The organism is Caulobacter sp. SSI4214 (assembly GCF_012184455.1).
Taxonomy (GTDB): domain Bacteria; phylum Pseudomonadota; class Alphaproteobacteria; order Caulobacterales; family Caulobacteraceae; genus Caulobacter; species Caulobacter vibrioides_E.
Genome location: NZ_SZWJ01000038.1, coordinates 1 through 23,974 on the forward strand (window position 1 = coordinate 1; position 23,974 = coordinate 23,974).

A 23,974-nucleotide genomic window follows, 5' to 3' on the forward strand; every position below is an offset into this window, starting at 1 on the left:
GCCTGGCGCTGGACCTTGACGATCTTCTGGGCGTGGGCGTTCGACAGGCTGCCGCCGAACACCGTGAAGTCCTTGGAGAAGACGTAGACGACCTTGCCGTTGATCGTGCCCCAGCCGGTGACCACCCCGTCGCCCGGCACCTTCTGGGCCTCCATGCCGAAGTCGGCGCAGCGGTGCTCGACGAACATGTCGAACTCCTCGAAGCTGCCCTCGTCCAGCAGAAGATCGATCCGCTCGCGCGCCGTCAGCTTGCCCTTGCCGTGCTGCGCCGCCACCCGAGCCTCGCCGCCCCCAGCCTTCGCCCGCCCACGACGACGCTCCAGTTCTTCCAGTATCTGCTGCACGCGGCTGATCTCCTGCCCGGCCGGCGGTTTGCCCACCTTATGCGGCAGGCGTAGCGAGCCCCGGCGGGCGAGGCAAGCATCGCTGGCGACCGGCGCGTCCCGCGGACCGTTATGCGCGCAGGGCGGCGAACCAGCGGTCGATCATCTCGGCCTCGACGCCCAGGGCCTTAGCGCGGGCGGCGGCCTCGTCGTCCTGGCCCCACTGCTCCGCCTGGAACAGCTCCTCCAGACGCGCCAGGTCGAGCGCGGCGCGGCCGGTCAGCCGTCCCGCGCGCACCGCCAGGGCCAGCACGGTCGAGCCGTAGAGACCGGCGGCGAAGGCCAGGCCCGCCAGGGTGAAGTCGTCCAGGGTCAGGGCCAGGGCCTCGACCGACGCCAGAGTGGCCGGCGGCTGCGGCTGGTGGATGATCCCGGCCACGGGCGTGAAGGTCAGGCCGTGCTCGGCCTTCGCCCAGTCCAGGACCGCGCCCCACGCGCGCGCCTGACGCTCGACCAGCGGCGCCGGGTGCTCGGCGCGGTAGCAGAGATGATCCGAGGCCGCGTAGGCGGTGATCTCGCGGGCCACCTCGGCGCGGGTCTCGGCGATACGGTCGATCGCCGTGAACGCCAGTCGCGTGGCCGGCATCAGGCTGGTGTCGATATAGTCGGCCTGGGCGTCCCACTCGGCGGCGATCAGGTCCGCCAGGGCCCGGGTCGGCGCGACCAGCGGGTTCTTCGCCGGAGACTTCGGCGCGCGGCCGTCCAGCTGGACCGCGAAACCGCCCGCGACGGGCGCGGTCGCGGCCGCCTTGTAGAAGCGCTTGGGTTTCAGCAGCAGCTCGGACTTGTCGGACACGGGGAAACTCACTTCGCGGAACGCCGCGACGGAGTTCCGCGCGGCCCGCGTTGAATGGGCAATGTCGCGACTTCGCGCAAGGGAGAGCCCCGTTGAGCCTACCCAGTAAAGACATGATGGCCGCCATCGCCGTCACGCGTTTCGGTCTGGGGGCGCGCCCCGGCGAGATCGACGCGGCCAAGGTCGATCCGCAGGGCTTCCTGATCGGCCAGATCCGCCGCGAGGGCGCCGACATCCCGCAGGACGGCGGCGACACTTCGGCCCAGCGCTTCGAGCAGATGCGCCAATATCAGCAACAACGGAAGATGGGGCGCGAGCAGAAGGACGGCCAGGCCGACAAGACCGCCGCCAACATCCAGACGTTCAAGGACTCCCAGCGCGAGCTGCGCGACAAGATCAACGCCGACTTCCTGGCGCGCGCCCGCCTGGGCGCCAACACGCCCGCAGGCTTCCGCGAGCGCTGGGCGCTGTTCTGGGCCAACCACTTCACGGTCTCGGCGACCAAGCAGATCACCTCGGTGCTGATCGGACCGTTCGAGCGCGAGGCGATCCGCCCCTATGTCTTCAACAGCTTCGAGAACCTGCTGGTCGCCTCGTCGACCCATCCGGCCATGCTGACCTATCTGGACCAGGCCCAGTCGGTCGGTCCCAACAGCCAGGTCGCTTTCAACGCGGCCCGGCGCGGCGGCAAGTCCAAGGTCGGGCTGAACGAGAACCTGGCGCGCGAGATCATGGAGCTGCACACGGTGGGCGTCGACGCCGGCTACACCCAGGCCGACGTCACCGAGTTCGCCCGCGCCCTGACCGGCTTCTCGATCGGCCGGGACAACGAGGAGCGCGCCGGCCAATTCGTGTTCCGGGTCAACGCCCACGAGCCCGGCGGCCGCACGATCATAGGCCGCCACTATGGCCAGTCGGACGTCGCCCAGGGTCTGGCCGTGCTGAAGGACCTGGCCGCCGATCCCCGCACCGCCCGCCATGTCTGCGGCCAGATCGCCCGGCACTTCGTGTCCGACACGCCACCGCCCTCCCTGACCGCGCGCCTGGAGCGGCGCTGGATGGAGACCGGCGGCGACCTGGCGCTCGTGGCCAAGACCCTGGTCGAGAGCCCCGAGGCCTGGGATCCGACGCCGGCCAAGTTCAAGACGCCCTACGAATACACCCTGTCGACCTGGCGGCTGATCGGCGCCGAGCCCTCCGCGATCGAGCGCATCGCGCCGATCCTCACCGGTCTGGGCCAAAAGCCGTTCTCGGCCCCCTCGCCCAAGGGCTGGCCGGAGGACGCCCAGACCTGGGCCTCGCCCGACGGCCTGATCAAGCGGATGCAGTGGGCTCAAGGCTTCGCCGCCGCGGCCGCCGACCGCACCGATCCCAACGCCCTGGCGGTCCAGGCCCTGGGCGACCGCCTGACGCCCCCCGTCGCCAAGGCCGTCTCGCGCGCCGAGACCCGCAAGGAAGCCTTCGCCCTTCTCGTGATGAGCCCGGAGTTCCAACGCCGATGACCGCTCAAATCAACCGTCGTTCGCTGCTGAGCCTGGGCGTCGGCCTGGGGATCAGCGTCAACTTCCTGGGCAGCCAGGCGTTCGCGGCCTCCGAAGGCGGCCTCGCCCGGAAGAAGCTGGTGGTGATCATTTGCCGAGGCGGCATGGACGGCCTGTCGGTCTCGCCGCCAGTGGGCGATCCCGACTACGCGCGGCTGCGCGGCTCGATCGCCATGCGGCGCGACGAGGTGCTGATGCTGGACGATACCTTCGGCCTGCATCCGGAGTTGCAAGCCGTCCACGCCCTGGCCCTGAACGGCGAGGCCCGCATCGCCCCCGCCATCGCCAGTCCCGACCGCGCCCGCTCGCATTTCGAGGCCCAGGACGTGCTGGAGACCGGCGCGGCCCACGTCTACGGGACCGAGACCGGCTGGCTGAACCGGACGCTGGAATCCTTGGCTCCGATCCGGCGCGTCGAGGGCCTGTCGGTCGGCTCCACGGCCCCGCTGATCCTGCGCGGCAAGGTGCAGGCCGCCAGCTGGTCGCCGGGCAAGCTGGTCGATGAGACCGCCCGCCTGCCCACTCTGCTGCAGGACCTCTACAAGAACGATCCGATGCTGGGACCGGCCTTCGCGCGCGGCCTGGAAACCGAGGCCATGGCCCAGACGGCGATGACGGCGATGGCCGCCTCGCCGGCCATGAACATGGCGGCCGCCTCGACGCCGTCGATGACGCCCCCGGGAACGCCTCCCGGGACGCCTCAGATGACCATGGCCTCCCAGGCCACGGCGGGCGACAAGCAGAACAAGGCTGGCGGCGACGCGGCCCGCAAGCTGGGCGCGACCCTCGGCGGCTTCATGATCCAGGCCGGCGGCCCGCAGATCGCCGCCGTCTCGCTGGACGGCTTCGACACCCATGCCGGCCAGCCAGGCCAGATCGCCACGCGCCTGTCCTATGTCGACGCCGTGCTGGACGGCCTGCATCAGGGCCTGGGTCCGGAGTGGAAGAACACCCTAGTCATCGCGGTCACCGAGTTTGGTCGCACCGCTCGGGTCAACGGCACCGGCGGCACCGACCACGGCACCGCCTCCACCGGTCTGGTGCTGGGCGGCGCCCTGAAGCGCGGCGGCATCATCGGCGACTGGCCGACCCTGTCGGAAAAGGCGCTGTTCGAGAACCGCGATACGGCCCCGACCCTGGACATGCGCGGCCTCTTCAAGGGCGCCCTGGCCGACCACATGGGCGTCGACCGCGCGATCCTGGACAGCAAGGTCTTCCCTGACAGCGCCGGCGTCCGGCCGCTGACGGGCCTGGTCTAGGTTTCTGTCTTCGCGTCGCTTTAGCGGAAAGCCGGAGTCCAGTTTTCCGCGCGACGCTCTACAGCTCCGCCCCAAAGGGTCGGACGGCCGCGCGCTCCCCCCAGCCGCGCGGTCAGGTGGGGGACCAAGCGGCGTTTCGTCTTCGCGCCGCTTGGTCTACCCTCGGGAAGGCAGCAGGTCGAAGGCGATCGTCAGACGCCGCCCTTCCCCTTCGAACGGCTCGACGCCATGCCACATCCATGACGGAAACAGCGCCAATCGGCCGGGCGCCGGCTTGATCCAGCGTTCGGGCTCCAGCGTCGGATGGGTGGAAAGACCTGGCTTGCCGAACCGCAGCCAACCGGCCTTGCCGGGAGACTCCACGGCCGGCGGCAACTGGACATAGAAGGCCGACGACAGCCAGCCTTCCGGATGGACGTGATCGGTGTGGAAGCCGCCGGCCGAGAGGTTGACCGACCAGGCGCCGGCCAGGCGATAGCCGCCCCGATTCCGCCGCTTCGTCGGATGATCGCCCTGCCCCAGAGCCGCGAGATGTTGGCGGATCGGCGCGTCGACGGCTTGGAAGAAGGCCATGATCGCCGGATCGCGCGAGCGCAGCAGGCTCTGCTTGGTCTGGGTGCCGTGGCGCACCGACTGCCCCAGCGGCGGCGCGCGCCCCTCGTGCAGCGCGTTCAGCGACGTGGCCAGGTCGGCCAGATAAGCGTCGAGGTCCGGCCAGCCGGGCGGCGTCGCTATAGCGTGGCTTCCGACCAGTTCGTCCCGTTGGGCGAGGTCGGCGTAGCGAGGATCGTTCGTCAGGCGCCAGGCGGTGGCCAGCAGGGCCAGGACGCCCTGATCGTCGGGAATCTTGGCGGCGACGTCCTCGACCAGCCTGGCGGCCCGCGCCGCGTCGCCCGCGGCCAGCAGGCTCTCGGCCAGGACGCAGATGACGCGCGGATCGTGCGGGACCAAGGCGAAGGCGCGTTCGGCGTGGGCGACAGCCCGGGCCGGATCGACCGGCGCGGCTAGTTTGGCGGCTTCGACCTGTGCGGCCGGCTCGCGCGGGGCCAGGCGCGCCAGCGGTTCGACGGCGGCATAGGCGTCTTCCAGACGGCCCGCGCCGGTCAGCAGGCGGGCGCGGATCAGGGCGAGCGGCGGCGCGTCCTGGGGCGGCAGCACCGCCAGGGCGGCGCCGACGTCGCCGGTCGCCACCCAGATCAGATGGGCAAGACCCGAAAGCGCCTCGACATAGGCCGGGCGCTTGGCCAGGGCCGCGCGATAGTCGGCCTCGGCGGCGGCCAAGTCGCCCAGCCCCTCGCGCGCCCGGGCTCTCACCAGCCGGGTCTCCGGGGCGTCATGCCCCTTGGCGATGGCGCGCGACGCCGCCTCGGCGGCCTCCGGGTACAGCTCCATATTGCCCAGATTGGCCGCGAGGTTGTGCTCGGCGGCGCCGCTGGACGGGGCGGCGGCCACCGCCTGACGGTAGCAATCGAGCGCGGCGTCCAGGTCGCCCGCCGCCTTCAGGGCCCGCGCCTTGGCGGTCAGCGACGCCTCGAGGCTCATCGCCTGCCTTTGGCGCTCCGCCGCGCGAACGGATCCTGATCGGCCTCGTCCTCCGAGAAGCCGAACTTGGCGAAGCCGGCGGCCATCTCGGCGCTGATAGGCGCCTCGATGTGCAACATGCCGGCTGACGGGTGCGGCAACAGGATCGACCGCGCGTGCAATTGCAGCTTCAACCCTTCCGACAGCGGCGCGGATTTTTCGTCGCTATATTTGGGATCGCCCAGGATCGGGTGGCCCATGGCCTTCATGTGGGCGCGCAGCTGGTGCGTGCGGCCGGTGTGCGGACGCAGGGCCATCCAGGTCACGCGGGGACCCGCGCGACTGATGGTGACGAACTCGGTCTCGGCCGGCTGGGCGTCCGGGTCCTTGGGCTGGGCGGGCACGACCAGCTCGCGATCGCCGACACCGCGCTTGGCCAGGTGCAGCTCCATCACGCCTTCGGTCGGATGCGGGTTGCCGGCGACAATGGCCCAATAGGTCTTCTGCGCCTTGCGCTTGGCGAACGCGCCCGAAAGGCGGGCCGCGGCGCCGGGCGTCTTGCCCAGCAGCAGCACGCCCGAGGTGTCGCGGTCGAGGCGATGGACCAGGCGCGGACGGTCAAGGCCCTCGCCCCAGGCGCTCAGCAGCTTGTCGACGTGCTTTGTGGTCTTGGTTCCGCCCTGCACGGCCAGGCCGGCGGGCTTGTTCAGGGCCAGGACCTCTTCGTCCTCGTACAGCACCAGCGAGCGGGCATAGGCGATGTCGCGCGCCGACAGCTTGCCCTTGTCGGCGGGATCGGGCGCGTCGGGCAAGGGCGGAACCCGCACGGTGCTGCCGGCGGCCAGCCGGGTGTCGGCCTTGGCGCGCGAGCCGTCCACCCGCACCTGACCCGAGCGGAACAGCTTGTTGAGCTGCACGTGGTTCAGATGCGGCCAACGGCGCTTGAACCAGCGATCCAGACGGACCCCGTCCTCGCCGGCGTCGACATAGAGGGTGCGAACTTCCTTGCCGGTCATGCCAGGATCCGCCGCGCGATTAGCAGGCCCGCGAACAGGGCCGAAATGGCCAGCAGCACGCTGGCGGCCGAATAGGAGAAGGCCTGCAGGTAGTCACGCTTCTGGATCATCAGCGCCGTCTCCAGCGAGAATGACGAGAAGGTGGTGAAGCCGCCCAGCACGCCGACGCCCAGCGCCACGCGCCAGGTTTCGCTTCCGGCCGTCCCGCGATGGGCGAGCCACGAGGCCAGGCATCCCATCAGGAAGCCTCCGACGATGTTGACGGTGAAGGTGCCGTAAGGCCAGCCGGTCCCCATGACCCGCATGGCCCCAACGCCCACCAGATACCGCGCGACCGAGCCGACGGCCCCGCCAGCGGCCACGAGAAGCAGCTTGTTCATGAGGCCCTTATGGGCCGCGTGGGCGCGAACGCCAAGAGTCCGCCGACGTTCCACGGACTTTCCCCAGCGTCTTTCACGGTAAACCGGCCGGGAAACCTTGTTTTAACACTCGCGATTAAGCGCGCGCGCCGCATTTTGCGGGCAGTAGAAAGCGCCCGAACCATGCCCTCCGACACCCCCTCCATCGCCGAAGCCTCGATCGAGCGGGTCTCCCTCCCCGCCCCGGTGGCCGAGCGCCTGGTTCGCTCGGAGTTGATTCCGCGCGGTTCGGTGAATGTCATCAGCGTCAAGGCGGTCAAGGCGTGGGCCGGCGAATGGTGGGCTCAGAAGCGCGCCGATGTCTGGACCTACGTGGAGCGCAAGCTGGGCGAGCACCTGGATCGCCAGGACATGCGAGCCCGGATCTCCGACAGCGAATTCCTGATCGCGATGAACAACGACAACGGCCTTGCCGCCCAGGCGACGAGCGTCAAGATCATGGAAGACGTCCTGACCCACCTGCTGGGCGCGGCGGATGTCGCCGATCTGCGCGTGCGCTCGGTGATTGGCGTGGAAGGCGGCCAAGCCGTCTGCAAGCCCGTCGACGCGGCTGTCGTGCTGGCCGCCCGCGCCCGCCGGGACTCGGCGCGCTCGCCAGTGCGGATTTCGGTCGACCCCGCCGACGAGGCGCGCCGCACGCCGGTGGCCTTCACCACGGCGGGCGGCGCGGCGCTGCGCGTGGACTTCACGCTGGAACACGTCATCAGCCTGCGCCGCAACGTCACCACCGCCGTCCGGGTCGAGCCGATGGTCACGCACCTGGCCAGCGGGCGGCAGGCCTCATCGCGGGCCCTGACCAAGCTGTCGGACCGCGATGTCGCCTTCATCGACGAGTCGACGCTGAAATACGCCGCGGTGTTCGCCCGCTCGGCCCAAGGCCCGGCGACGCCCGAGCTGATCCTGCCCGCGTCCTTCCGCACCCTGGGCACCCAGCGCGGACGCGACCTCCTGACCGGCACCGCCGGCCTGTCGCTGTCGCTGCTACGCGGCGGCGTGATGATCGAGCTGGTCGACATCACCCGCGGCACGCCCGCCGGTCGCCTGCTTGAGGTCGTCGGCCTGCTGCGCGCCCTCACCCACGGCGTGATCGCTCGGGTGCCGCCCGACAAGGAGGCCTTGCGCGTACTGCGCGACGCTCGCCTGGCGGGCCTGACGCTCGACGCCTCCGACCTGGCGGGCGCGGCCAACAATATCGCCATGGACATCATGGCCTTCGGCCGCGACGCCCGGGGCCTGGCGCCGATGACCATCCTGCAAGGCCTGCCCCAGGACGGCTACTTCGCCGCGGCCGAAACGGCGGGCCTGACCCATGCCGGACTGCGCGCCGTCTATCCTCTGAGCCGACAGGCGGCGGCTTAGCTCTTAAATCCGCTGCCGCCCGTAGCCGATCTGCTTGACCACGTCGCGCGCGTCGTAGGCGTCGCGGTCGCGCGGCGTAGGTCCCTTGCCGAACACGACCTCCAGGGATCGCGAAAAGGCCGGACCCGGACCGAGGTTGAAGCTAGTCCCCACGCCGAGTCCGACGCTGCTGCGATGGCCATAGGTGCTTGACCCGCCGCCGACCGAGAAGCGCGGGCCGCTCGACTCGCCGCTGACCGTGGTCTCGCGGTCGGCGACGCGGAACCAGTCATAGCCGTCGCGCAGAGCCAGCTCGGCGGCGCGCAGCAGGGCGTAGTCGGCGATCTGGTTCTCCGGCGCGCCGGGACCGCCCTGGAAGGTGACGCGATAGCGGCCGGCCTCCAGGCGATATTCCGAATAGCCGATCTCGCCGACCGCGCCGGGCGCGGCCGCCCGGTACACGGTCGGGGCGGTGGCGCAGGCGGCCAGCACGAGGCTCGCGGCGGCCAGCGCGATCAGGGGCTTGGCGGTTTTCACGACGGTCATGCGCTCGCACCTCTTTCGTCCTGATCAACGGTCGCCGGACGCGGCTGTTCCGGCGCCGGAAGGTCCAGAGCCGCCAGCATGGTCCTGAAATCGGACGGAAGCGGGGCCGTGATCTTGCGCTCGCCGCCCAAGGGATGCGGGAAGGTCAGGCTGGCCGCGTGCAGCATCAGGCGCGGCGCGGCCACGCCGCCCAGCATTAGCGCCCCGCCGTAGCGACTGTCGCCGACCAACGGGCGCCCGATCGAGGCCATGTGGACCCGTAGCTGGTGCATCCGCCCCGTATCGGGCGAAAGCTCGACCAGGGCCGCGCCAGCGTTGTGCGCCAGGGTGCGATAGCGACTGCGGGCGGTCTCGGCGTCGGGATGGTCGGGGGCGCAGACCCGCATATACGCCTCGCGGCCGATCGACTCGCGCCGAAGCGGGCTGTCGATCATGCCGCCCTTCGGCTCGGGCGCGCCGGCCGTGATCGCCAGATAGGCCTTGCGAAACCGCTTGGCCTCCAACGCCTTGCCCAGAAAGGCCGCCGCCGGCTTGGTCTTGGCCGTCAGGATCACGCCCGAAGTGTCGCGGTCCAGGCGATGGACAAGCCTCGGACGAGGCCGATTGGGCCGCGCGAACGCCCAAAGGAGGTCGTCGAGCGTATGGGCCTTGATCCGGCCGCCTTGGCTGGAAAGCCCGGCCGGCTTGTTCAACACAATGATCGTCTCGTCCTCGTAGAGCACCCAAGACCTCGCGGCCTCGATCTCTTCGGGGGTCAAGACAATGGGGATCTCGACGGCCTTGGGCTTGGCGACGCCGGGCGGGCGGCGAAACTTCGGCGCGCTCATTTGCCGTCCTTGCGCAGTTGGCTCCAGGCGTCCAGGCGCTCGCGGACCTTGGCCTCGGCCCCGATCGGCTTGGGTTGATAGAACCGCTGACGACCCATGCCGTCCGGGAAATAGTTCTGTCCCGACACGCCCCCCTCGACGTCGTGGTCGTAGGCGTAGCCGTCGCCGTAGCCCAGCGACTTCATCAGCTTGGTCGGCGCGTTGAGAATGTGGGCCGGCGGCGGCAGGCTGCCGGTCTCCTTGGCCGCGCGACGGGCGGCCTTGAAGGCGGCGTAGACCGCGTTCGACTTCGGCGCGCTGGCCATGTGGACGACGGCCTGGGCCAGGGCCAGCTCGCCCTCGGGGCTGCCCAGGAAGTCGAAGGCGTCCTTGGCCGCCGTGGTCAGCAGCAGCGACAGCGGGTCGGCGGCGCCGATGTCCTCCGAGGCCATGCGCACCAGGCGGCGGGCGATGAACAGCGGATCCTCGCCCCCCTCCAGCATCCGCGCCAGCCAGTACAGCGCCGCGTCCGGATCGCTGCCCCGCACCGACTTATGCAGGGCCGAGATCAGGTTGTAGTGCTCCTCGCGGTCCTTGTCGTAGGCCGGCCGGCGCTTCTGCAGGAATTGCGCGAGCTGGGCCGCGTTCAGCGGCGTGTCCGCGCCGACCGAGAACAGGGTCTCGGCCAGGGTCAGCAGGTAGCGGCCGTCGCCGTCGGCCATGGCCACCAGCGCGGCGCGGGCCTCGGCGTCGATCGGCAGAGACCGCGCCTCGGCCGCCTCGGCGCGTTGCAGCAAGAGGTCCAGCGACTCGTCGGACAGCCGCTTGAGCACGAACACCTGGCAGCGCGACAGCAAGGCGCCGTTCAGCTCGAACGAGGGGTTTTCGGTCGTGGCCCCGACCAGGGTGACGATCCCCTCCTCCACGAACGGCAGGAAGCCGTCCTGCTGGGCGCGGTTGAAGCGGTGGATCTCGTCGACGAACAGCAGCGTCGACTGGCCGGCCATGCGGCGCGCGCGCGCCTGCTCGAAGGCCTTCTTCAGGTCGGCGACGCCCGAGAACACGGCCGAGATCTGCTGGAACTCGTAGCCGCCGGCCTTGGCCAGCAGGCGAGCGATCGTGGTCTTGCCGGTGCCGGGCGGTCCCCAAAGGATCATCGAGGCCAGGCGATGCGCCGCGGCCATACGGCCGATGGGACCATCGGGCCCCAGAAGATGCTGCTGGCCCACCACGTCCTCCAGCCTTTGGGGCCGCAGACGGTCGGCCAAGGGGGCGGGCGCGTGAGGCGTCAGGCCGGCGGCCTGGAAGAGATCGGACATGCGATCGTTCTAGCAGCCCATCGCGTTCAAGTCCCGTTATCACCTTGCCCTCAAAGTGCGCGCGTTAAGCATGAGGGGGACGGGGGCATGGATGCTGAGCCGGACAAGCGCGGGACCTCGCGCGTGCTGGTGGCGGCGGCGGTGCTGCTAGGGCTGTACCAGGTCGTCAGCATGGCGCTCTATTTCTGGACCTACAAGCCGACCGGCGACACGCCGCTATTCTCGGACTTCTACGCCTTCTGGAGCTTCGGCCGCTTCCTGGAAGCCATGCCGGCCGCGCGGATCTATGACTTCAAGCTGCTGGAGAGCTTCCAGCACGCCCTGCTGCCCGGCTTCCATTCTTTCTATCCGTGCGCCTATCCGCCGACCCTGCTGCTGTTTCTCAAGCCGCTGGGGATGTTGGGCTATCTGCCGGCCTATCTGGTCTGGACGGTTCTAGGTCTCGGCGGCTTCATCCTGGCCGTTGGGGCGACCGCAGAGCGCTCGCTGCTGCCCTGGCTGGCGGTGCTGGCGCCGACCACGGTCCTCACCATCATCTTCGGCCAGAACGGATTGATCACAGCGGCCCTGCTGATCGGCGCTCTTCGCATCATGGAGCGCCGCCCCCTGCTGGCCGGCGTCCTGTTGGGACTGCTGTCCTGCAAGCCGCAGCTGTTCGTGCTGCTGCCCCTGGTCCTGCTGGCCGGCCGTCGCTGGCGCACGCTGTTCGCCACCGGCGGAACGGTGCTGGCCCTGGTGGCCGCCAGCCTCCTCGCGTTCGGCCTCCCGGCCTGGCTGGCCTGGATCAAGGCCCTGCCCCGGTTCTCGCGCACGATCGAGGCGGAGTGGAGCAGCCTGGGCTGGAAGATGCCCACGGTCAGCGCCGCGCTGCGCAGCGCCGGGGCCAGCCATACGGTGTTGTCCGTCGCGCAACTGACGATCGCCGGGGCCGTCACCGTGATCCTGCTGGCCCTGTTCCATCGCGGCCGGAAAGAGGCCGCGCCCAGCAGCCTGGACTCCGCGGCCCTGCAGGTAGGCGTGTTCCTGACCACGCCCTACGCCTTCGTCTACGACATGCCGATGGTGTCGGCCGCCGCCGTGATGCTGGCGGCCGCGCGCATGGCGCCCGGCCAGGCCTGGCGCCCGGGAGAACGCATCCTGGCGATTACGGGCTTCTGCCTGCCGATGTTCATCTTCTCGGGCGTGTTCAACGGGATCCCGCTGGGACCGCTGATCCTGATCCCCCTGTTCGCCCTGCTGGTCCGCGCGGCCTGGACCGAGCGGACTACACCGAGAACCGCGCCGTGATCCGCTGCCCCTGACGCTCGATCGTCACCACCCAGTTGCGGGCCGCGGGACCGGCCAGGATGGCGCTCAGGTCGGAGACGGTGTTGACCGCGCGGCCATTGACCTCGCGAATGAAATCGCCCGGTTGCAGGCCCGCGTTGGCCGCGTAGCCCTGCTGCAACTTGGTCACCAGCACGCCGCGTCCGGCGAAGGGATCGATGCTCAGATCCTGGGCCGCCGCCGGCGAGAGGTTGATCACCGTGGCGCCGTCGAACGGGTTGCGCCCTTTGAGGACACGCTCGTCGCGGGCGGGAACCTCCGGCGCGGCCGCGGCGCGGATCGTCAGGGTCTGGGGGCGCTCGTTGCGCTGGATCTGGACCGGCACGCTGTCGCCGATCTTGTGGGTGCCGATGGCGAAGGCGCCCGCGCCGTCGTCGTTCACGGCCTGGCCGTCGATCGACAGGATCACGTCGCCTTCCTTCAGGCCCGCGCGGTCGGCGGACGAGCCGGGATAGACCTGGGCCACCAGCACGCCGCGCGGCGCGGCCATGCCGAGACTCCGGGCGATTTCCCCGGTCACCGGCTGGCCCTTCACGCCCAGCCAGGGCCGCACGACGCTGTGGCCGCCGCCCAACGCGGCGTTGACCACCTGCCGGACGACGGCGGCGGGAATGGCGAAGCCCACCCCGCTGGACGAGCCCGAGCGCGAGATGATGAAGGTGTTGATGCCGATCAGGTCGCCGTCCATGTCGACCAGCGGACCGCCCGAATTGCCCGGATTGATCGCCGCGTCGGTCTGGATGTAGCTGCCGAAATCGGCCGCGCCGACATCGGTGCGGGCCAGGGCCGAGATGATGCCGTTGGTGACCGTCTGGCCGACGCCGAACGGATTGCCCAGGGCCAGCACTAGGTCGCCGACCTCAAGCCGCGCCTGGTCGTCGATGGCCATGACGGGCAGCTTCTCGCCCTTGGTGTCGATCTTCAGCACGGCCAGATCGGCGCGCGGATCGTCCAGCAGCACCTTGGCCGGGAACTCGCGACGGTCGGCCAGCTGGACGGTGATGTCGCCGGCTCCCTCGACGATGCCTTCGATATTGTGGTGGTTGGTGATGATCACCCCATCGGCGCGGACGATCGCGCCCGAGCCCAGCGAGCCCTGGATCTGCTCGCGCGGCGCGCCGCCGCCGCCCATGAAGAAGTCCCAGAACGGATCGGCGCGCTGGCGCACCACCCGGCGGCTGGCGACATTGACCACGGCCGGCGAGGCCTTCTTCACCACGGGCGCGAACGACATCTTCATCGACGCCGCGTCGGTCGGGACGTGGCGCGTCGGCTGAGGCATGTCGGGGATCGACTGGGCCTGCGACTGGCCGGTCGGGTTCGAGCAGGCGGCCAGCAGGACGACGACGGGCAGCAGGGCGCGGATCGGGCGCATGGTGTTCAAGAAGGCTCCTAGCGGTTCCAACGCCAACTCAGCCGAGCTTTCGGGCGAGTTCAAGGCGGGGAAAGGTCGAGGTTTCGGCGTGTGTGTAAGGGATCAGGCCGTCCGTGGTTCCGAGGCGGGAAGCGGACGCGCCTTGGCCCAGGCCAGGAAGGTCGCGGCCAGCATCAGCGTCGCGGCGATCAGGATCGGCAGGCCCGGCATGTGCAGGGTCGCGTCGTGGCGGATCGCGAAGGCGAACGGGATCAGGAACAGCGACGGGCCGATGATCGACGAGATGCCCATCATCGCCGAATTGGCGCCCTGCAACTGGCCCTGCTCGTTCGGCGCGACACGGCGCGTCATCAAGCCTTGCAGGCCCGGCTGGATCAGGCCGGTCAGCGAGAAAAGCGGCAGGCCGCACAGATAGAGCAGACCGGTCGGCGCCAGGGCGTAGATCATGAAGCCGGCGAAGCCCGAGAACAGGCCGATCAACAGCGCCCCGCGCTCGCCCACCGCCTTCACCACCCGGCCCACGACCAGGGCCTGGACGATGATGCTGGAGATCCCGCTGGCCATCAGGGTCAGGCCGACCGTGTTCGGACCCCAGCCGTAGCGGAAGCCCATATAGAGTACGAACACGCTGGGCAGCACGTTATGGGCGAGCTGGAACAGGAAGCCGACGCCGGCGAGACCCAATAGACCAGGATGGTTGCGCAGGAGTTGCAGTGAACCGATCGGATTGGCCTTCTTCCAGTCGAAGCGCGTTTGCCGACGCTCGGGCGGCAGCGACTCCGGCAGCACGAAGAAGCCGTACAGCCAGTTGCACAGCGCCAGACCCGCGCAGACCAGGAAAGGCAGGCGATGATCGAACTGCCAGAGGAAGCCGCCCAGCATCGGGCCGAAGGTGAAGCCGACGCCGAACGCCGCGCCCATCAGGCCAAAGCCCTTGGCGCGGTTCTCGGGCGTGGTGACATCGGCGACATAGGCGCTGGCGGTCGAGAAGCTGGCGGCGGTCATGCCGTTGAAGATCCGGCCCACGAACAGCCACCACAGGCTTGGCGCGAAGGCCATGAACAGGAAGTCGACGCCCAGGCCGAAGATCGAGGTCAGGATCACCGGACGGCGGCCGAAACGGTCGGACATCAGGCCCAGCACCGGCGAGCAGAAGAACTGCATCACGCCCCAGACGGTGGCGAACAGCACGACCCAGTCGGCCGCCACGGCCGTATCGCCGCCGCCGAACGACTTAACCAGATTGGGCAGGACGGGGATCATCACGCCCAGGGACAGCACGTCCATGATCGCGGTGATGAAGATGAAGCCCAGGGCCGCCTGTCGTTTCGCGCCCGTGATGGTCTGTGTCATGCGTCGCTCTCCCCAAGCCGCTCTAGAGCATTTTCCGATAAGTGTGAAACGGTTATCGGATCGAAAAATGCTCTAAACTTCTGATTTCGAGCCCTTTTTTATCCGATCTGATTGGATCAATCAGATCGGAAAGGGCTCTAGGTGGACGCTGTTCGATCGCGCCGCAAGGGCCCGCGTGGTCGACGCCGCCCCGCCCTACCGCAGGGCCGCGCTCACGACCTTCAGGGAGCCGTCGCCCGGCTCCGGCTTCACGCCGGTGATCCGCGCCAGCAGCGGATAGACGTCGACATTGTCGAACAGCGGCAGGACGACGCCGGGCTTGAACGAGGGTCCATGGGCGACAAACACCGCGCGCATCAGCGGATCGTAGGGATCGAAGCCGTGGGCGCCGCCGTCCTTGCCGTCCCACGGGTTGGACCTCTTCTTGCCGGCCTCGTCCTGGGCCGCGCGCGTCGTCGTGTACCAGCCCGTTTCCGACAGGCAGACGATCGCCGGGATGCGCGGATTGCGGCCATAGTGGAAGCGGGCCGGAACCCGGTCCTTGCGCCAGCAGGTCATGTGCGGCAGCGGACGCAGGACAGCGGCCTCGACCGCCGGCTCGCGCCCGGGGCGGGGCGAGAAGGTCGTGATCGCGCCCCTGTTGACCAGGCGGATCGAGGACAGATCGATCAGGTCGTCCAGCACGATGCGGTTGGCCGCCGGCAGCGGCGCCATGCCGTGATCGGCCACGATGACGATGTCGGTGGTCTCGAAACGTCCCCTCGCCTTCAGGCCGGCCACCAGACGCCCGATGCAGCGGTCCAGCTCGACCAGGGCCGCCCGCAGCTCGGGCGAGTCCGGGCCGTAGTGGTGCCCCTCGGTGTCGGCGGCGTCGAAATAGAGGGTGGTGAAGGCCAGGGGCGGACCGTCGGCGCTGTCCATCCAGGCCAGGACCTGATCGACGCGAGCGTCATAGGGAAACTTGGAGTCGTACTTTACCCAATGGACCGGACGGACGCCGTCGATCACCGTTTCGGAGCCGGGCCAGAACATGGCGGCGGCCGGCTTGCCTTGCTTGATCGCCGAGACCCAGAACGGCGTCGCCTGGTTCCACCAGCGCGGATCGTTGGCCGACTCGCCGTTCATCATGAACTTGGGACCGCCGATCGCGGCGTCCTCCATCTCGTTGCCGATCACGCCGTTGCGGTCCGGACGCTTGCCGGTCACCAGCGTGTAGTGGTTCGGATAGGTCAGGCTGGGGAACGAGGGCCGCATCGCCCCGCGCGCGCCGTCATCGGCCAGGGCCTTGAGGTTGGGCGTGACGCCGCGATCCAAATAGTCGGCGCGGAAGCCGTCCAGCGAGACCAGAATCGTCAGGTGCGGGGCCTTTTCCCGCGCCTGAGCGACGCCAGCCGCCAGCGCCAGACCGGCGGCGAGAACCAGCGAAACAAGACGACGGACCAGCATGGGATGCTCGCTTAACACAACGGAGCCTCCCTGATCGACGCCCCGCGTTGCAGGCGTGTGACGAACGTCGTTCGCGCGGCTCCGATGGGACCGGTTCGCGGCATGACCGGCTCTTAACTTGGCGCGAGGGCGGCGGACCGCCATAGTCCCCCGCGTCGAGCCGACTCGTCGGCGCCCGGGAATCTCGCATGTCGATCGCCCTGGAGGCCAACCGCCTCACCAAGACCTACGGGGCGGTGCGCGCCCTCGACGATTTCTCCATCGCCATTCCCGCCGGCGGCGTGTTCGGGGTGCTGGGACCCAACGGCGCGGGCAAGAGCACCCTGTTCCGGATCGCGCTCGGCCTGGTGCGCCCCACCTCGGGCTCGGCGCGCCTGTTCGGCGCCCCGCCCGGCGACATCTCCGCCCTGCGCAAGGTCGGGGCGATGATCGAGACCCCACGCTACCCGGCCTACCTGACCGCCCGCGACACCCTGACCCTGCTGGCGCTGGAAAGCGGCCGGAAGGGCGCCGACATCGACGGCTGGCTGGCGCGCGTGGGCCTGACCGAGGCCGCCGATCGCTCGACCGCCGGCTACTCGGTCGGCATGAAGCAGCGTCTGGGCCTGGCGGCCGCCTTCTTCACCAAGCCCGAACTGGTCATCCTGGACGAGCCGACCAGCGGCATGGACCCCGCCGGCATCCAGGAGATCCGCGCTCTGATCGTCGACCTGGCCCAGCGCGAGGGCGTCACCGTGATCCTGGCCAGCCACCAGCTGGACGAGGTGCGTCGCGTCTGCGACCGGGTGGCCATCCTCTCCAAGGGCAAGGTCGTCGCCGAGGGCGGCGTGGCCGAGCTGACCGCCGGCGAGGCGCGGCTGCGCATCACCGCCGCCTCCCCCATCGCCCAGGTGTTGTCGGTGCTGGGCGACAAGGGCAAGGCCGACGGCGCCGACGCGGCGCTGGCCGACATCCGCCGCGACGAAGCGCCCGCCCTGATCCGCGCCCTGGTCGAGGCCGGGGTCGAGATCACCGAGGCCCGCTGGCGCGAGGCCGATCTCGAGGGCGTCTACCTGAAGACCTTGGATCAGGAAGCCGCCTGATGGGGAACAGCCTGATGCTGACCGACGCCATTCTCGCCGAGCGCTTCCGCCTGCTGCGCGACCGCTCCGCTCTGTTCTGGGGCTTCTGCTTCGCGCCGCTGGCGGGCTTCGTGCTCAGCATCGGCGGTGATCTCTTCCTGCGCAATGTCATCCGCCAGCCGATGCCGGGCATGTCCGTGGCCTTGCTGGACCAGGTGATCAAGGCGCTGGCCGACGGGTGCTCGACCTTCTCGGCGCTGTTCCTGATGATCGGCGCCGCCGCCGTGCTGGCCGGCGACTATCGGGGAGAGACCTGGCGGCTGCTGACCCCGCGCAACACCCGCCCGAACCTGTTGCTGGCCAAGCTGTTGGTGGTGGGCGAGGCGATCTTCTGGAACCTCATGCTAACCGCCGCGCTGTCGGCCCTGGCGACGATCATCGGCTCGGCCATCGGCCGCAAGGCGCTGATCGTCACCGCCATGGACCGCACGGTGTTCGACGCGATCGGCGTGCTGGCCATCACCTGGCTGGAGGCCATGACCCTGGCGGCGCTGGCGGCCTGTGTCGGGGTCCTCTCGCGCTCGACCATGGGTGTGGTCATCGCCTGCCTGGGCGCGCGCTTCGTCGAGACGGTGCTGTCCACGTCCCTGCGCCTGATGGACCAGGGCAAGGTCACCGGGAAGCTCTTGGCCATCCCGGTCTTCGACGCGGACCTTTTGCGCGGCGCCCTGCTGGACCCGGCCCAGCTGGGCCCGGCGGCCAGCTCGGCCGGCCCCGCCCTGGCGGCGCTGGCAGCCTGGATCGTCGCCCTCTCGGCGGGCGCGGTGTTCCTGTTCCAACGGCAGGATTTGACGCGGGAGTAGCCGGTGGGCCGGAGGCGAACCGGCCAATCTCCCCATGAGCGCGCCGAGCGCCTTTGCAATCTTCGCGAAACGCCCTCCATAGTCCAAGCTGGACTTGGAGATGGAGGACGCGATGAGCCTGAGAACGCCTTTGCTGGCCCTGACTTGGCTCGGCTTTCTGGCCCTGCCCGCCCAGGCCCAGGGACCGACGCCGCCGACGTCCAACGCCGAAATGACCCGCATCTATGATGAGGATCAGGGCGACCGTCAGAAGACGCCGATCGACTGGTCGAAAGTGACCCCGCGCGATGAACAGCGCCGCGACGCCACGCGGAAACTGTTGGCCGACGGCGCCTTGCACACCGCCGAGGATTTCCGCCACGCGGCGTTCATCTATCAGCACGGCGCGGCGCCAAACGACTATCTGCTGGCCCACACCCTGGCGATGGTCGCCGTCGGCAAGGGCGACAGCTCGTCGCTCTGGATCGCCAGCGCCACGCTGGATCGCTACCTGATGAACATCGACAAGCCGCAGATCTACGGGACGCAGTTCATGGCCAAGCGCGGCGAAGAGATGGGCCAAGAGCCCTATGACCGCGATCTTGTCTCCGACGCCTTGCGCACGGAGTTGGGCGTTCCCACGCAAGCGCAGCAGGTCGAGCAGCTCCAGGCGATCCGAGCCGGGCATCGAGCCGCGCCAAAGCCGGAAACGCCCAAGCCGTGACGCCCAACGAAAAAGGCCCCGGATCGCTCCGGGGCCTTTCGTCTCAGCTTGCGCCGATCAGCTTGCGCCGAAATCTCTTAGTCTTCGGCGTCGGCGGTGAAGACCGGACCCGAGTCCTTGCCCTTTTCCGAAACGTCGCGGTCGACGAACTCGATCACGGCCATCGGGGCGTTGTCGCCGTAGCGGAAGCCGGCCTTCAGGACGCGGATGTAGCCGCCCTGACGGTCCTTGTAGCGCGGGCCGAGGACCGCGAAGAGCTTGCCGACTTGTTCGACGTCGCGAACCGAGCTGATGGCTTGGCGGCGAGCGTGCAGGTCGCCGCGCTTGGCCAGGGTGACCAGCTTTTCGACGATCGGACGCAGTTCCTTGGCCTTCGGCAGGGTGGTGACGATCTGCTCGTGCTTGATCAGCGAGGCCGACATGTTGGCGAACATGGCGGTGCGGTGAGCCGAGGTGCGGCCCAGTTTGCGGTGGGCGTAGCCGTGACGCATTTTCTTCTCTCCTGGGCGCTTGGCCCGAGCGGCTGCCTGACAAGGCGCGCCTGATTGTCACCAATCCTGGTCCGTCCCGACCGGGTTCAGAGCGAAGCGCTGGGGCCCTCCACCGCGTAGCGGCTTCAAAAGGCCCAGGCCGCCTTCCCTTTCCGAAGAGAGGAAGAGCGGCCCGGATTTAGCGCGATAGGCTTCGAAGGTTCTTAGATTTGGTCTTCGAACTTCTTGGCCAGGTCTTCGATGTTCTCCGGCGGCCAGTTCGGCACGTCCATGCCGAGGTGCAGACCCATGCCGGCGAGCACTTCCTTGATCTCGTTCAGCGACTTGCGGCCGAAGTTCGGGGTGCGCAGCATCTCGGCTTCGGTCTTCTGGATCAGGTCGCCGATGTAGACGATGTTGTCGTTCTTCAGGCAGTTGGCCGAACGGACCGACAGTTCCAGCTCGTCCACCTTCTTCAGCAGGGCCGGATTGAACGGCAGTTCCGGCTTGGATTCGTCGGCCGACTTGGCCTTCGGCTCCTCGAAGGTGATGAAGATCTGCAGTTGGTCCTGCAGGATCCGGGCGGCGTAGGCCACGGCGTCCACCGGGGTGACGGCGCCGTTGGTTTCCACTTCCAGGATCAGCTTGTCATAGTCCAGCGACTGGCCCTGACGGGTCGGCTCGACGCGGTAGGCGACGCGCTTGACCGGCGAGTACAGAGCGTCGACGGCGATCAGGCCGATCGGCGCGTCTTCCGGACGGTTGCGGTCGGCCGGGATGTAGCCCTTGCCGGTGTTGACCGTGAACTCCATGCGCACGTTGGCGCCGTCATCCAGCGTGCAGAGCACGTGGTCGGGGTTCAGGATCTCGATATCGGCCGGGGTCTCGATCTGACCGGCGGTCACCGGGCCGGGGCCGGTGGCGCGCAGGGTCATGCGCTTCGGGCCTTCGGCGTGCATCCGAACGGCCAGCTGCTTGATGTTCAGAACGATGTCGACGACGTCTTCGCGGACGCCTTCGAGCGAAGAGAATTCGTGCACCACGCCATCGATCTGGATGGCGGTGACGGCGGCGCCTTGCAGCGACGAGAGAAGAACGCGACGCAGGGCGTTGCCGAGCGTCACACCGAAACCACGCTCCAGCGGCTCGGCGACGATGCGAGCCTTGCGGCTGGCGTCGGCCCCGGTTTCGATCTGCGGCTTCTCAGGACGGATCAGCTCGTTCCAGTTTCTTTCGATCACGTGGTCGGTCCCTTGAACGCGGCTCGCCGGCCGCGTCTAGCGCAGCCGGCGAAGGAGAATTGTCGTCTAAAAAGTACTAGACGCGACGACGCTTGGGCGGGCGGCAGCCGTTGTGCGGAATCGGCGTGACGTCACGAATGGTCGTGATGGTCATGCCGGCCGCCTGCAGGGCGCGCAGAGCCGATTCACGGCCGGAGCCCGGACCCGAAACGTTGACTTCCAGGGTCTTCACGCCGTGTTCCGCGGCCTTCTTGCCCGCGTCCTCGGCGGCCATCTGAGCGGCATACGGGGTCGACTTGCGCGAGCCCTTGAAGCCCATCATGCCGGCCGAGGACCACGAGATCGTGTTGCCCTGGGCGTCAGTGATGGTGATCATGGTGTTGTTGAACGAGGCGTTCACGTGCGCCACGCCCGAGGTGATGTTCTTGCGTTCGCGCTTTTTAACGCGACCCGGTTCCTTGGCCATCGTCAGGCTACCTTACTTCTTCTTGCCGGCGATCGGCTTGGCCGGACCCTTGCGGGTACGAGCGTTCGTGTGGGTGCGCTGACCGCGGACCGGCAGGCCCTTGCGGTGACGCAGGCCGCGATAGCAGGCCAGGTCCATCAGACGCTTGATGTTCATCGAGTTCTCGCGACGCAGGTCGCCCTCGACGGTGTAGTCACGGTCGATCGTTTCGCGGATGGCGAGGACTTCGGCGTCGGTCAGTTGGTTGACGCGACGCGCATCCTCGATGCCCACCTTAGTGATGATCTCACGAGCCGACTTTTGGCCGATGCCGTGAATGTACTGAAGCGCGATCAGAACGCGCTTGTTCGTCGGGATGTTGACGCCTGCGATACGGGCCACGTCTAATGTTCTCCTAGTCACGCACTAGAGACGCGAACGGCGCACCCGGTAGGACCTACAAGATCCAAACCGGCGCGCACGGATCGCGCCCTTTCGCGGAAGCGCCCCGTTATAGGGATCGTTTCGCTTCCGTCAACAACTGAATCCACCGGATGTCCAGGGAATTCGGGCTTTCTTAAGCCACTCCCGAAAGAGCGGCGTCGATGGACGCGGCCACGGCTTCCACCGAACCCATCCCATCCAGTTCCGTCAGCTTCCCCTGCCCTTCGTAATAGGGCAGCAGAGGCGCGGTTTGAGCATTGTACTGCGCCAGGCGAGTCACGAAGACTTCGGGATTGTCGTCCGGCCGCCCCTGTTCCTCGAACCGCTTCTTGATCCGCTCGATCAGAGCGGGCTCGTCTACCTTGAGTCGGAGAACGACGTCGATCTTCTGTCCGCGCGCGGACAACATTTTATCCAGGGCCTCGGCCTGGGCGACCGTGCGCGGGAAGCCGTCGAAGATCGCGCCGCCGGCCGCCTCGGCCTCGGGCAGACGATCCTCGATCAAGGCGATGACGATCTCGTCGGTAACCAGCTCGCCGCGGTCCAGAACGCCCTTGACCTTCTGGCCCAGCTCCGAGCCGGAAGCGATCGCCGCTCGCAGCATGTCGCCGGTCGAGAGCTGCACCATGCCGCGCTCGGCGACTAGGCGCTTGGCCTGGGTGCCCTTCCCCGCCGCCGGCGGTCCGAACAGGATCAAGTTCATTTAAGCCCCTTCGCGCGTCTCACCGAGTCTGCGCCCGGCTGGTCTCCCGGAGCAGACCTAGAGCCCCGGGACGGAAAACGGAAGCCGGTTTTGTGACAAACCGGATTCCGACGCTTCCAATAGAATCGCCGCCGGCGCCTAGCGGTTGCGGCCGCCGCGCAGCTTCGACTTCTTGATCAGGCCCTCGTACTGGTGCGCCAGCAGGTGGGACTGAATCTGGGCCACGGTGTCCATGGTCACCGTCACGACGATGAGGATCGAGGTGCCGCCCAGCGCGAACTGGTTCGACTTGATCAGCATCATCACGAACTCGGGCGCGATACAGACGGCGGTGATGTAGGCCGCGCCGATCACGGTCAGGCGGGTCAGCACGTAGTCCAGGTACTCGGCCGTGCGCTTGCCCGGACGGATGCCCGGCAGGAAGCCGCCGTACTTGCGCAGGTTCTCGGCCGTCTCCTCGGGATTGAACACGACCGAGGTGTAGAAGAACGAGAAGAAGATGATCAGCAGGGCGTAGAACACCAGGAACGCCGGGTGGCCGTGCTGCAGCGCGCCCACCACGCCCGGCAGCCACGAGGCCCAGGACGGCAGGTTGGCCGCGTTGACGAACTGCAGGGCCGTGGTCGGCAGCAGCAGCAGGGACGAGGCGAAGATCGGCGGAATGACCCCGGCCGTGTTGATCTTCAGCGGCATGAACGAGCTTTCGCCGCCGATCATGCGGTTGCCCTGCTGGCGCTTGGGATAGTGGACCAGCAGGCGGCGCTGCGAGCGCTCCATGAAGACGATGGCCAGGATGGCGGCCACCGCGCCGATCACGATCAGGAACAGCGGGGTGTAGTTGCCCGAGGTCTGGGCCTGAACCAGCAGCTGACCCAGCGAGATCGGCAGACGGGCCACGATGCCGGCGAAGATGATCAGGCTGACGCCGTTACCGACGCCCCGGCTGGTGATCTGCTCGCCCAGCCACATCAGGAACAGGGTGCCGCCCGTCAGGGCCACCACGGTCGAGACGATGAAGAAGGCGTGGCTTACGCCGTCGACGACGATGCCTGGCTGCGCCGCCAGGCCCATGGCGATCGAGGCCGACTGGACGACGGCCAGCACCACGGCGAAGTAGCGGGTGTACTGGTTGAGGGTCTTGCGGCCCGCCTCCCCGCCTTCCTTCTTCAGCTTCTCCCACGGCGGATACACCGTGCCCATCAGCTGCACGATGATCGAGGCGCTGATGTAGGGCGTGACGTTCAGCGAGAAGATGGCCATGCGCTGCACGGCGCCGCCCGAAAACATGTTGAACATGCCGAGGATGCCCTCGGAGTTCCGGCTGAACAGCTGGGCGTAGGACGCCGCGTCGATGCCGGGGATCGGAACATAGGAGCCCAGCCGGTAGACGATCAGGGCGATGATCGTGAACCAGATGCGCTTGTGAAGTTCGGTCGCCTTCTGGAACGACGCGAAGTTCATGTTGGCTGCGAGTTGTTCGGCGGCCGAGGCCATTCAGATCCCCACGACTCAGGAGCGTGACAGCCGGAAACCCATACCGCGTCCGGCGGGGACCACGCTCTGAAAATTGGTTTCCCGGACCGCGTTGGTCCGAGGAGAG

General features: G+C 68.5%; 23 protein-coding genes and 1 pseudogene. 7 read left to right on the forward strand and 17 right to left on the reverse strand.

Going from position 1 to position 23,974, the window contains the following annotated elements:
* The coding region (locus tag FCU40_RS12565) for a carboxyl transferase domain-containing protein (RefSeq protein WP_275052053.1) at positions 1-344 on the reverse strand (344 nt) is incomplete at its 3' end.
* A gap of 109 nt (positions 345-453) precedes the next feature.
* The gene (locus FCU40_RS12570; protein WP_168075357.1) at positions 454-1,179 is read right to left on the reverse strand and encodes an ATP12 family protein; all 726 of its coding nucleotides are present in this window, start codon (positions 1,177-1,179) and stop codon (positions 454-456) included.
* Positions 1,180-1,233: 54 nt separating this feature from the next.
* Between FCU40_RS12570 and FCU40_RS12575 the strand changes: the two are divergent.
* Positions 1,234-2,681: pseudogene (locus FCU40_RS12575) on the forward strand (DUF1800 family protein).
* Positions 2,678-3,979 carry a DUF1501 domain-containing protein gene (locus FCU40_RS12580; protein WP_168075361.1) on the forward strand — a complete coding sequence of 434 codons (1,302 nt, stop codon included), beginning with the start codon at positions 2,678-2,680 and terminating at the stop codon, positions 3,977-3,979. Before FCU40_RS12575 ends, FCU40_RS12580 begins: the two are co-directional and overlap by 4 nt.
* Before the next feature lie 156 nt (positions 3,980-4,135).
* On the opposite strand, the gene FCU40_RS12585 is transcribed toward FCU40_RS12580, so the two are convergent.
* The 3 genes from FCU40_RS12585 to crcB are packed head-to-tail and all read right to left on the reverse strand — an operon-like array spanning position 4,136 to position 6,896.
* Positions 4,136-5,521 carry a 2OG-Fe(II) oxygenase family protein gene (locus tag FCU40_RS12585; RefSeq protein WP_168075363.1) on the reverse strand — a complete coding sequence of 462 codons (1,386 nt, stop codon included), beginning with the start codon at positions 5,519-5,521 and terminating at the stop codon, positions 4,136-4,138.
* Entirely contained in the window at positions 5,518-6,516 is a 999-nt protein-coding gene (locus FCU40_RS12590) for an RluA family pseudouridine synthase (RefSeq protein WP_168075365.1), read from the reverse strand. Before FCU40_RS12590 ends, FCU40_RS12585 begins: the two co-directional genes overlap by 4 nt.
* Positions 6,513-6,896, reverse strand: coding sequence for a fluoride efflux transporter CrcB (crcB, locus tag FCU40_RS12595; RefSeq protein ID WP_168075367.1), 384 nt, complete (start codon positions 6,894-6,896; stop codon positions 6,513-6,515). The genes FCU40_RS12590 and crcB overlap by 4 nt, the downstream gene beginning before the upstream one ends.
* Positions 6,897-7,058: 162 nt before the next feature.
* On the opposite strand from crcB, the gene FCU40_RS12600 reads away from it, so the two are divergent.
* On the forward strand, positions 7,059-8,294 hold the full coding sequence (locus FCU40_RS12600) for a hypothetical protein (RefSeq protein ID WP_168075369.1): 1,236 nt from the start codon (positions 7,059-7,061) through the stop codon (positions 8,292-8,294).
* A gap of 3 nt (positions 8,295-8,297) precedes the next feature.
* On the opposite strand, the gene FCU40_RS12605 is transcribed toward FCU40_RS12600, so the two are convergent.
* Genes FCU40_RS12605 through FCU40_RS12615 form a run of 3 tightly spaced genes read right to left on the reverse strand, consistent with a single transcriptional unit; the run spans position 8,298 to position 10,944 of the window.
* Positions 8,298-8,819 (reverse strand): hypothetical protein, encoded by a 522-nt coding sequence (locus tag FCU40_RS12605; protein WP_168075371.1) that lies wholly within the window; start codon positions 8,817-8,819, stop codon positions 8,298-8,300.
* On the reverse strand, positions 8,816-9,646 hold the full coding sequence (locus FCU40_RS12610) for an RluA family pseudouridine synthase (protein WP_168075373.1): 831 nt from the start codon (positions 9,644-9,646) through the stop codon (positions 8,816-8,818). Before FCU40_RS12610 ends, FCU40_RS12605 begins: the two co-directional genes overlap by 4 nt.
* Complete coding sequence (locus FCU40_RS12615) at positions 9,643-10,944, reverse strand: replication-associated recombination protein A (RefSeq protein WP_168075375.1); 1,302 nt, start codon at positions 10,942-10,944, stop codon at positions 9,643-9,645. Before FCU40_RS12615 ends, FCU40_RS12610 begins: the two co-directional genes overlap by 4 nt.
* A gap of 87 nt (positions 10,945-11,031) precedes the next feature.
* Here FCU40_RS12615 and FCU40_RS12620 point away from each other — a divergent pair, with 87 nt between their 5' ends.
* The gene (locus FCU40_RS12620) at positions 11,032-12,231 is read left to right on the forward strand and encodes a glycosyltransferase family 87 protein (protein WP_168075377.1); all 1,200 of its coding nucleotides are present in this window, start codon (positions 11,032-11,034) and stop codon (positions 12,229-12,231) included.
* On the opposite strand, the gene FCU40_RS12625 is transcribed toward FCU40_RS12620, so the two are convergent.
* The 3 genes from FCU40_RS12625 to FCU40_RS12635 form a co-directional block, all read right to left on the reverse strand.
* Positions 12,209-13,654 carry a Do family serine endopeptidase gene (locus tag FCU40_RS12625; protein WP_168075379.1) on the reverse strand — a complete coding sequence of 482 codons (1,446 nt, stop codon included), beginning with the start codon at positions 13,652-13,654 and terminating at the stop codon, positions 12,209-12,211. The two genes, FCU40_RS12620 and FCU40_RS12625, sit on opposite strands and share 23 nt — an antisense overlap.
* A 93-nt stretch (positions 13,655-13,747) precedes the next feature.
* Positions 13,748-14,998 (reverse strand): TCR/Tet family MFS transporter, encoded by a 1,251-nt coding sequence (locus FCU40_RS12630; protein WP_168075381.1) that lies wholly within the window; start codon positions 14,996-14,998, stop codon positions 13,748-13,750.
* A 195-nt stretch (positions 14,999-15,193) separates the two neighbouring features.
* Positions 15,194-16,444 carry an ectonucleotide pyrophosphatase/phosphodiesterase gene (locus tag FCU40_RS12635; RefSeq protein WP_168075383.1) on the reverse strand — a complete coding sequence of 417 codons (1,251 nt, stop codon included), beginning with the start codon at positions 16,442-16,444 and terminating at the stop codon, positions 15,194-15,196.
* A 188-nt stretch (positions 16,445-16,632) separates the two neighbouring features.
* On the opposite strand from FCU40_RS12635, the gene FCU40_RS12640 reads away from it, so the two are divergent.
* From FCU40_RS12640 to FCU40_RS12650, 3 genes are all read left to right on the forward strand, one after another.
* The gene (locus FCU40_RS12640; protein WP_168075384.1) at positions 16,633-17,526 is read left to right on the forward strand and encodes an ABC transporter ATP-binding protein; all 894 of its coding nucleotides are present in this window, start codon (positions 16,633-16,635) and stop codon (positions 17,524-17,526) included.
* Positions 17,526-18,368, forward strand: coding sequence for an ABC transporter permease (locus FCU40_RS12645; protein ID WP_241693605.1), 843 nt, complete (start codon positions 17,526-17,528; stop codon positions 18,366-18,368). The genes FCU40_RS12640 and FCU40_RS12645 overlap by 1 nt, the downstream gene beginning before the upstream one ends.
* Positions 18,369-18,480: 112 nt before the next feature.
* Positions 18,481-19,071 (forward strand): hypothetical protein, encoded by a 591-nt coding sequence (locus FCU40_RS12650; protein ID WP_206677341.1) that lies wholly within the window; start codon positions 18,481-18,483, stop codon positions 19,069-19,071.
* Positions 19,072-19,148: 77 nt separating this feature from the next.
* Here FCU40_RS12650 and rplQ read toward each other — a convergent pair whose 3' ends face one another.
* From rplQ to secY, 6 genes are all read right to left on the reverse strand, one after another.
* Positions 19,149-19,562, reverse strand: coding sequence for a 50S ribosomal protein L17 (gene rplQ, locus FCU40_RS12655; protein WP_004616886.1), 414 nt, complete (start codon positions 19,560-19,562; stop codon positions 19,149-19,151).
* Between the two features lie 203 nt (positions 19,563-19,765).
* Positions 19,766-20,782 carry a DNA-directed RNA polymerase subunit alpha gene (locus FCU40_RS12660; RefSeq protein ID WP_004616889.1) on the reverse strand — a complete coding sequence of 339 codons (1,017 nt, stop codon included), beginning with the start codon at positions 20,780-20,782 and terminating at the stop codon, positions 19,766-19,768.
* 76 nt (positions 20,783-20,858) lie between these two features.
* A complete protein-coding gene (gene rpsK, locus FCU40_RS12665; protein ID WP_004616890.1) occupies positions 20,859-21,248 on the reverse strand; it encodes a 30S ribosomal protein S11 in 390 nt (129 codons plus the stop codon).
* A 12-nt stretch (positions 21,249-21,260) separates the two neighbouring features.
* Positions 21,261-21,629, reverse strand: a complete 369-nt coding sequence (gene rpsM / locus FCU40_RS12670) for a 30S ribosomal protein S13 (RefSeq protein ID WP_004616895.1) — start codon at positions 21,627-21,629, stop codon at positions 21,261-21,263.
* A 175-nt stretch (positions 21,630-21,804) separates the two neighbouring features.
* Complete coding sequence (locus tag FCU40_RS12675; protein ID WP_168075386.1) at positions 21,805-22,374, reverse strand: adenylate kinase; 570 nt, start codon at positions 22,372-22,374, stop codon at positions 21,805-21,807.
* Between the two features lie 138 nt (positions 22,375-22,512).
* A complete protein-coding gene (secY, locus tag FCU40_RS12680; RefSeq protein ID WP_004616899.1) occupies positions 22,513-23,868 on the reverse strand; it encodes a preprotein translocase subunit SecY in 1,356 nt (451 codons plus the stop codon).
* Positions 23,869-23,974 lie beyond the last annotated feature (106 nt).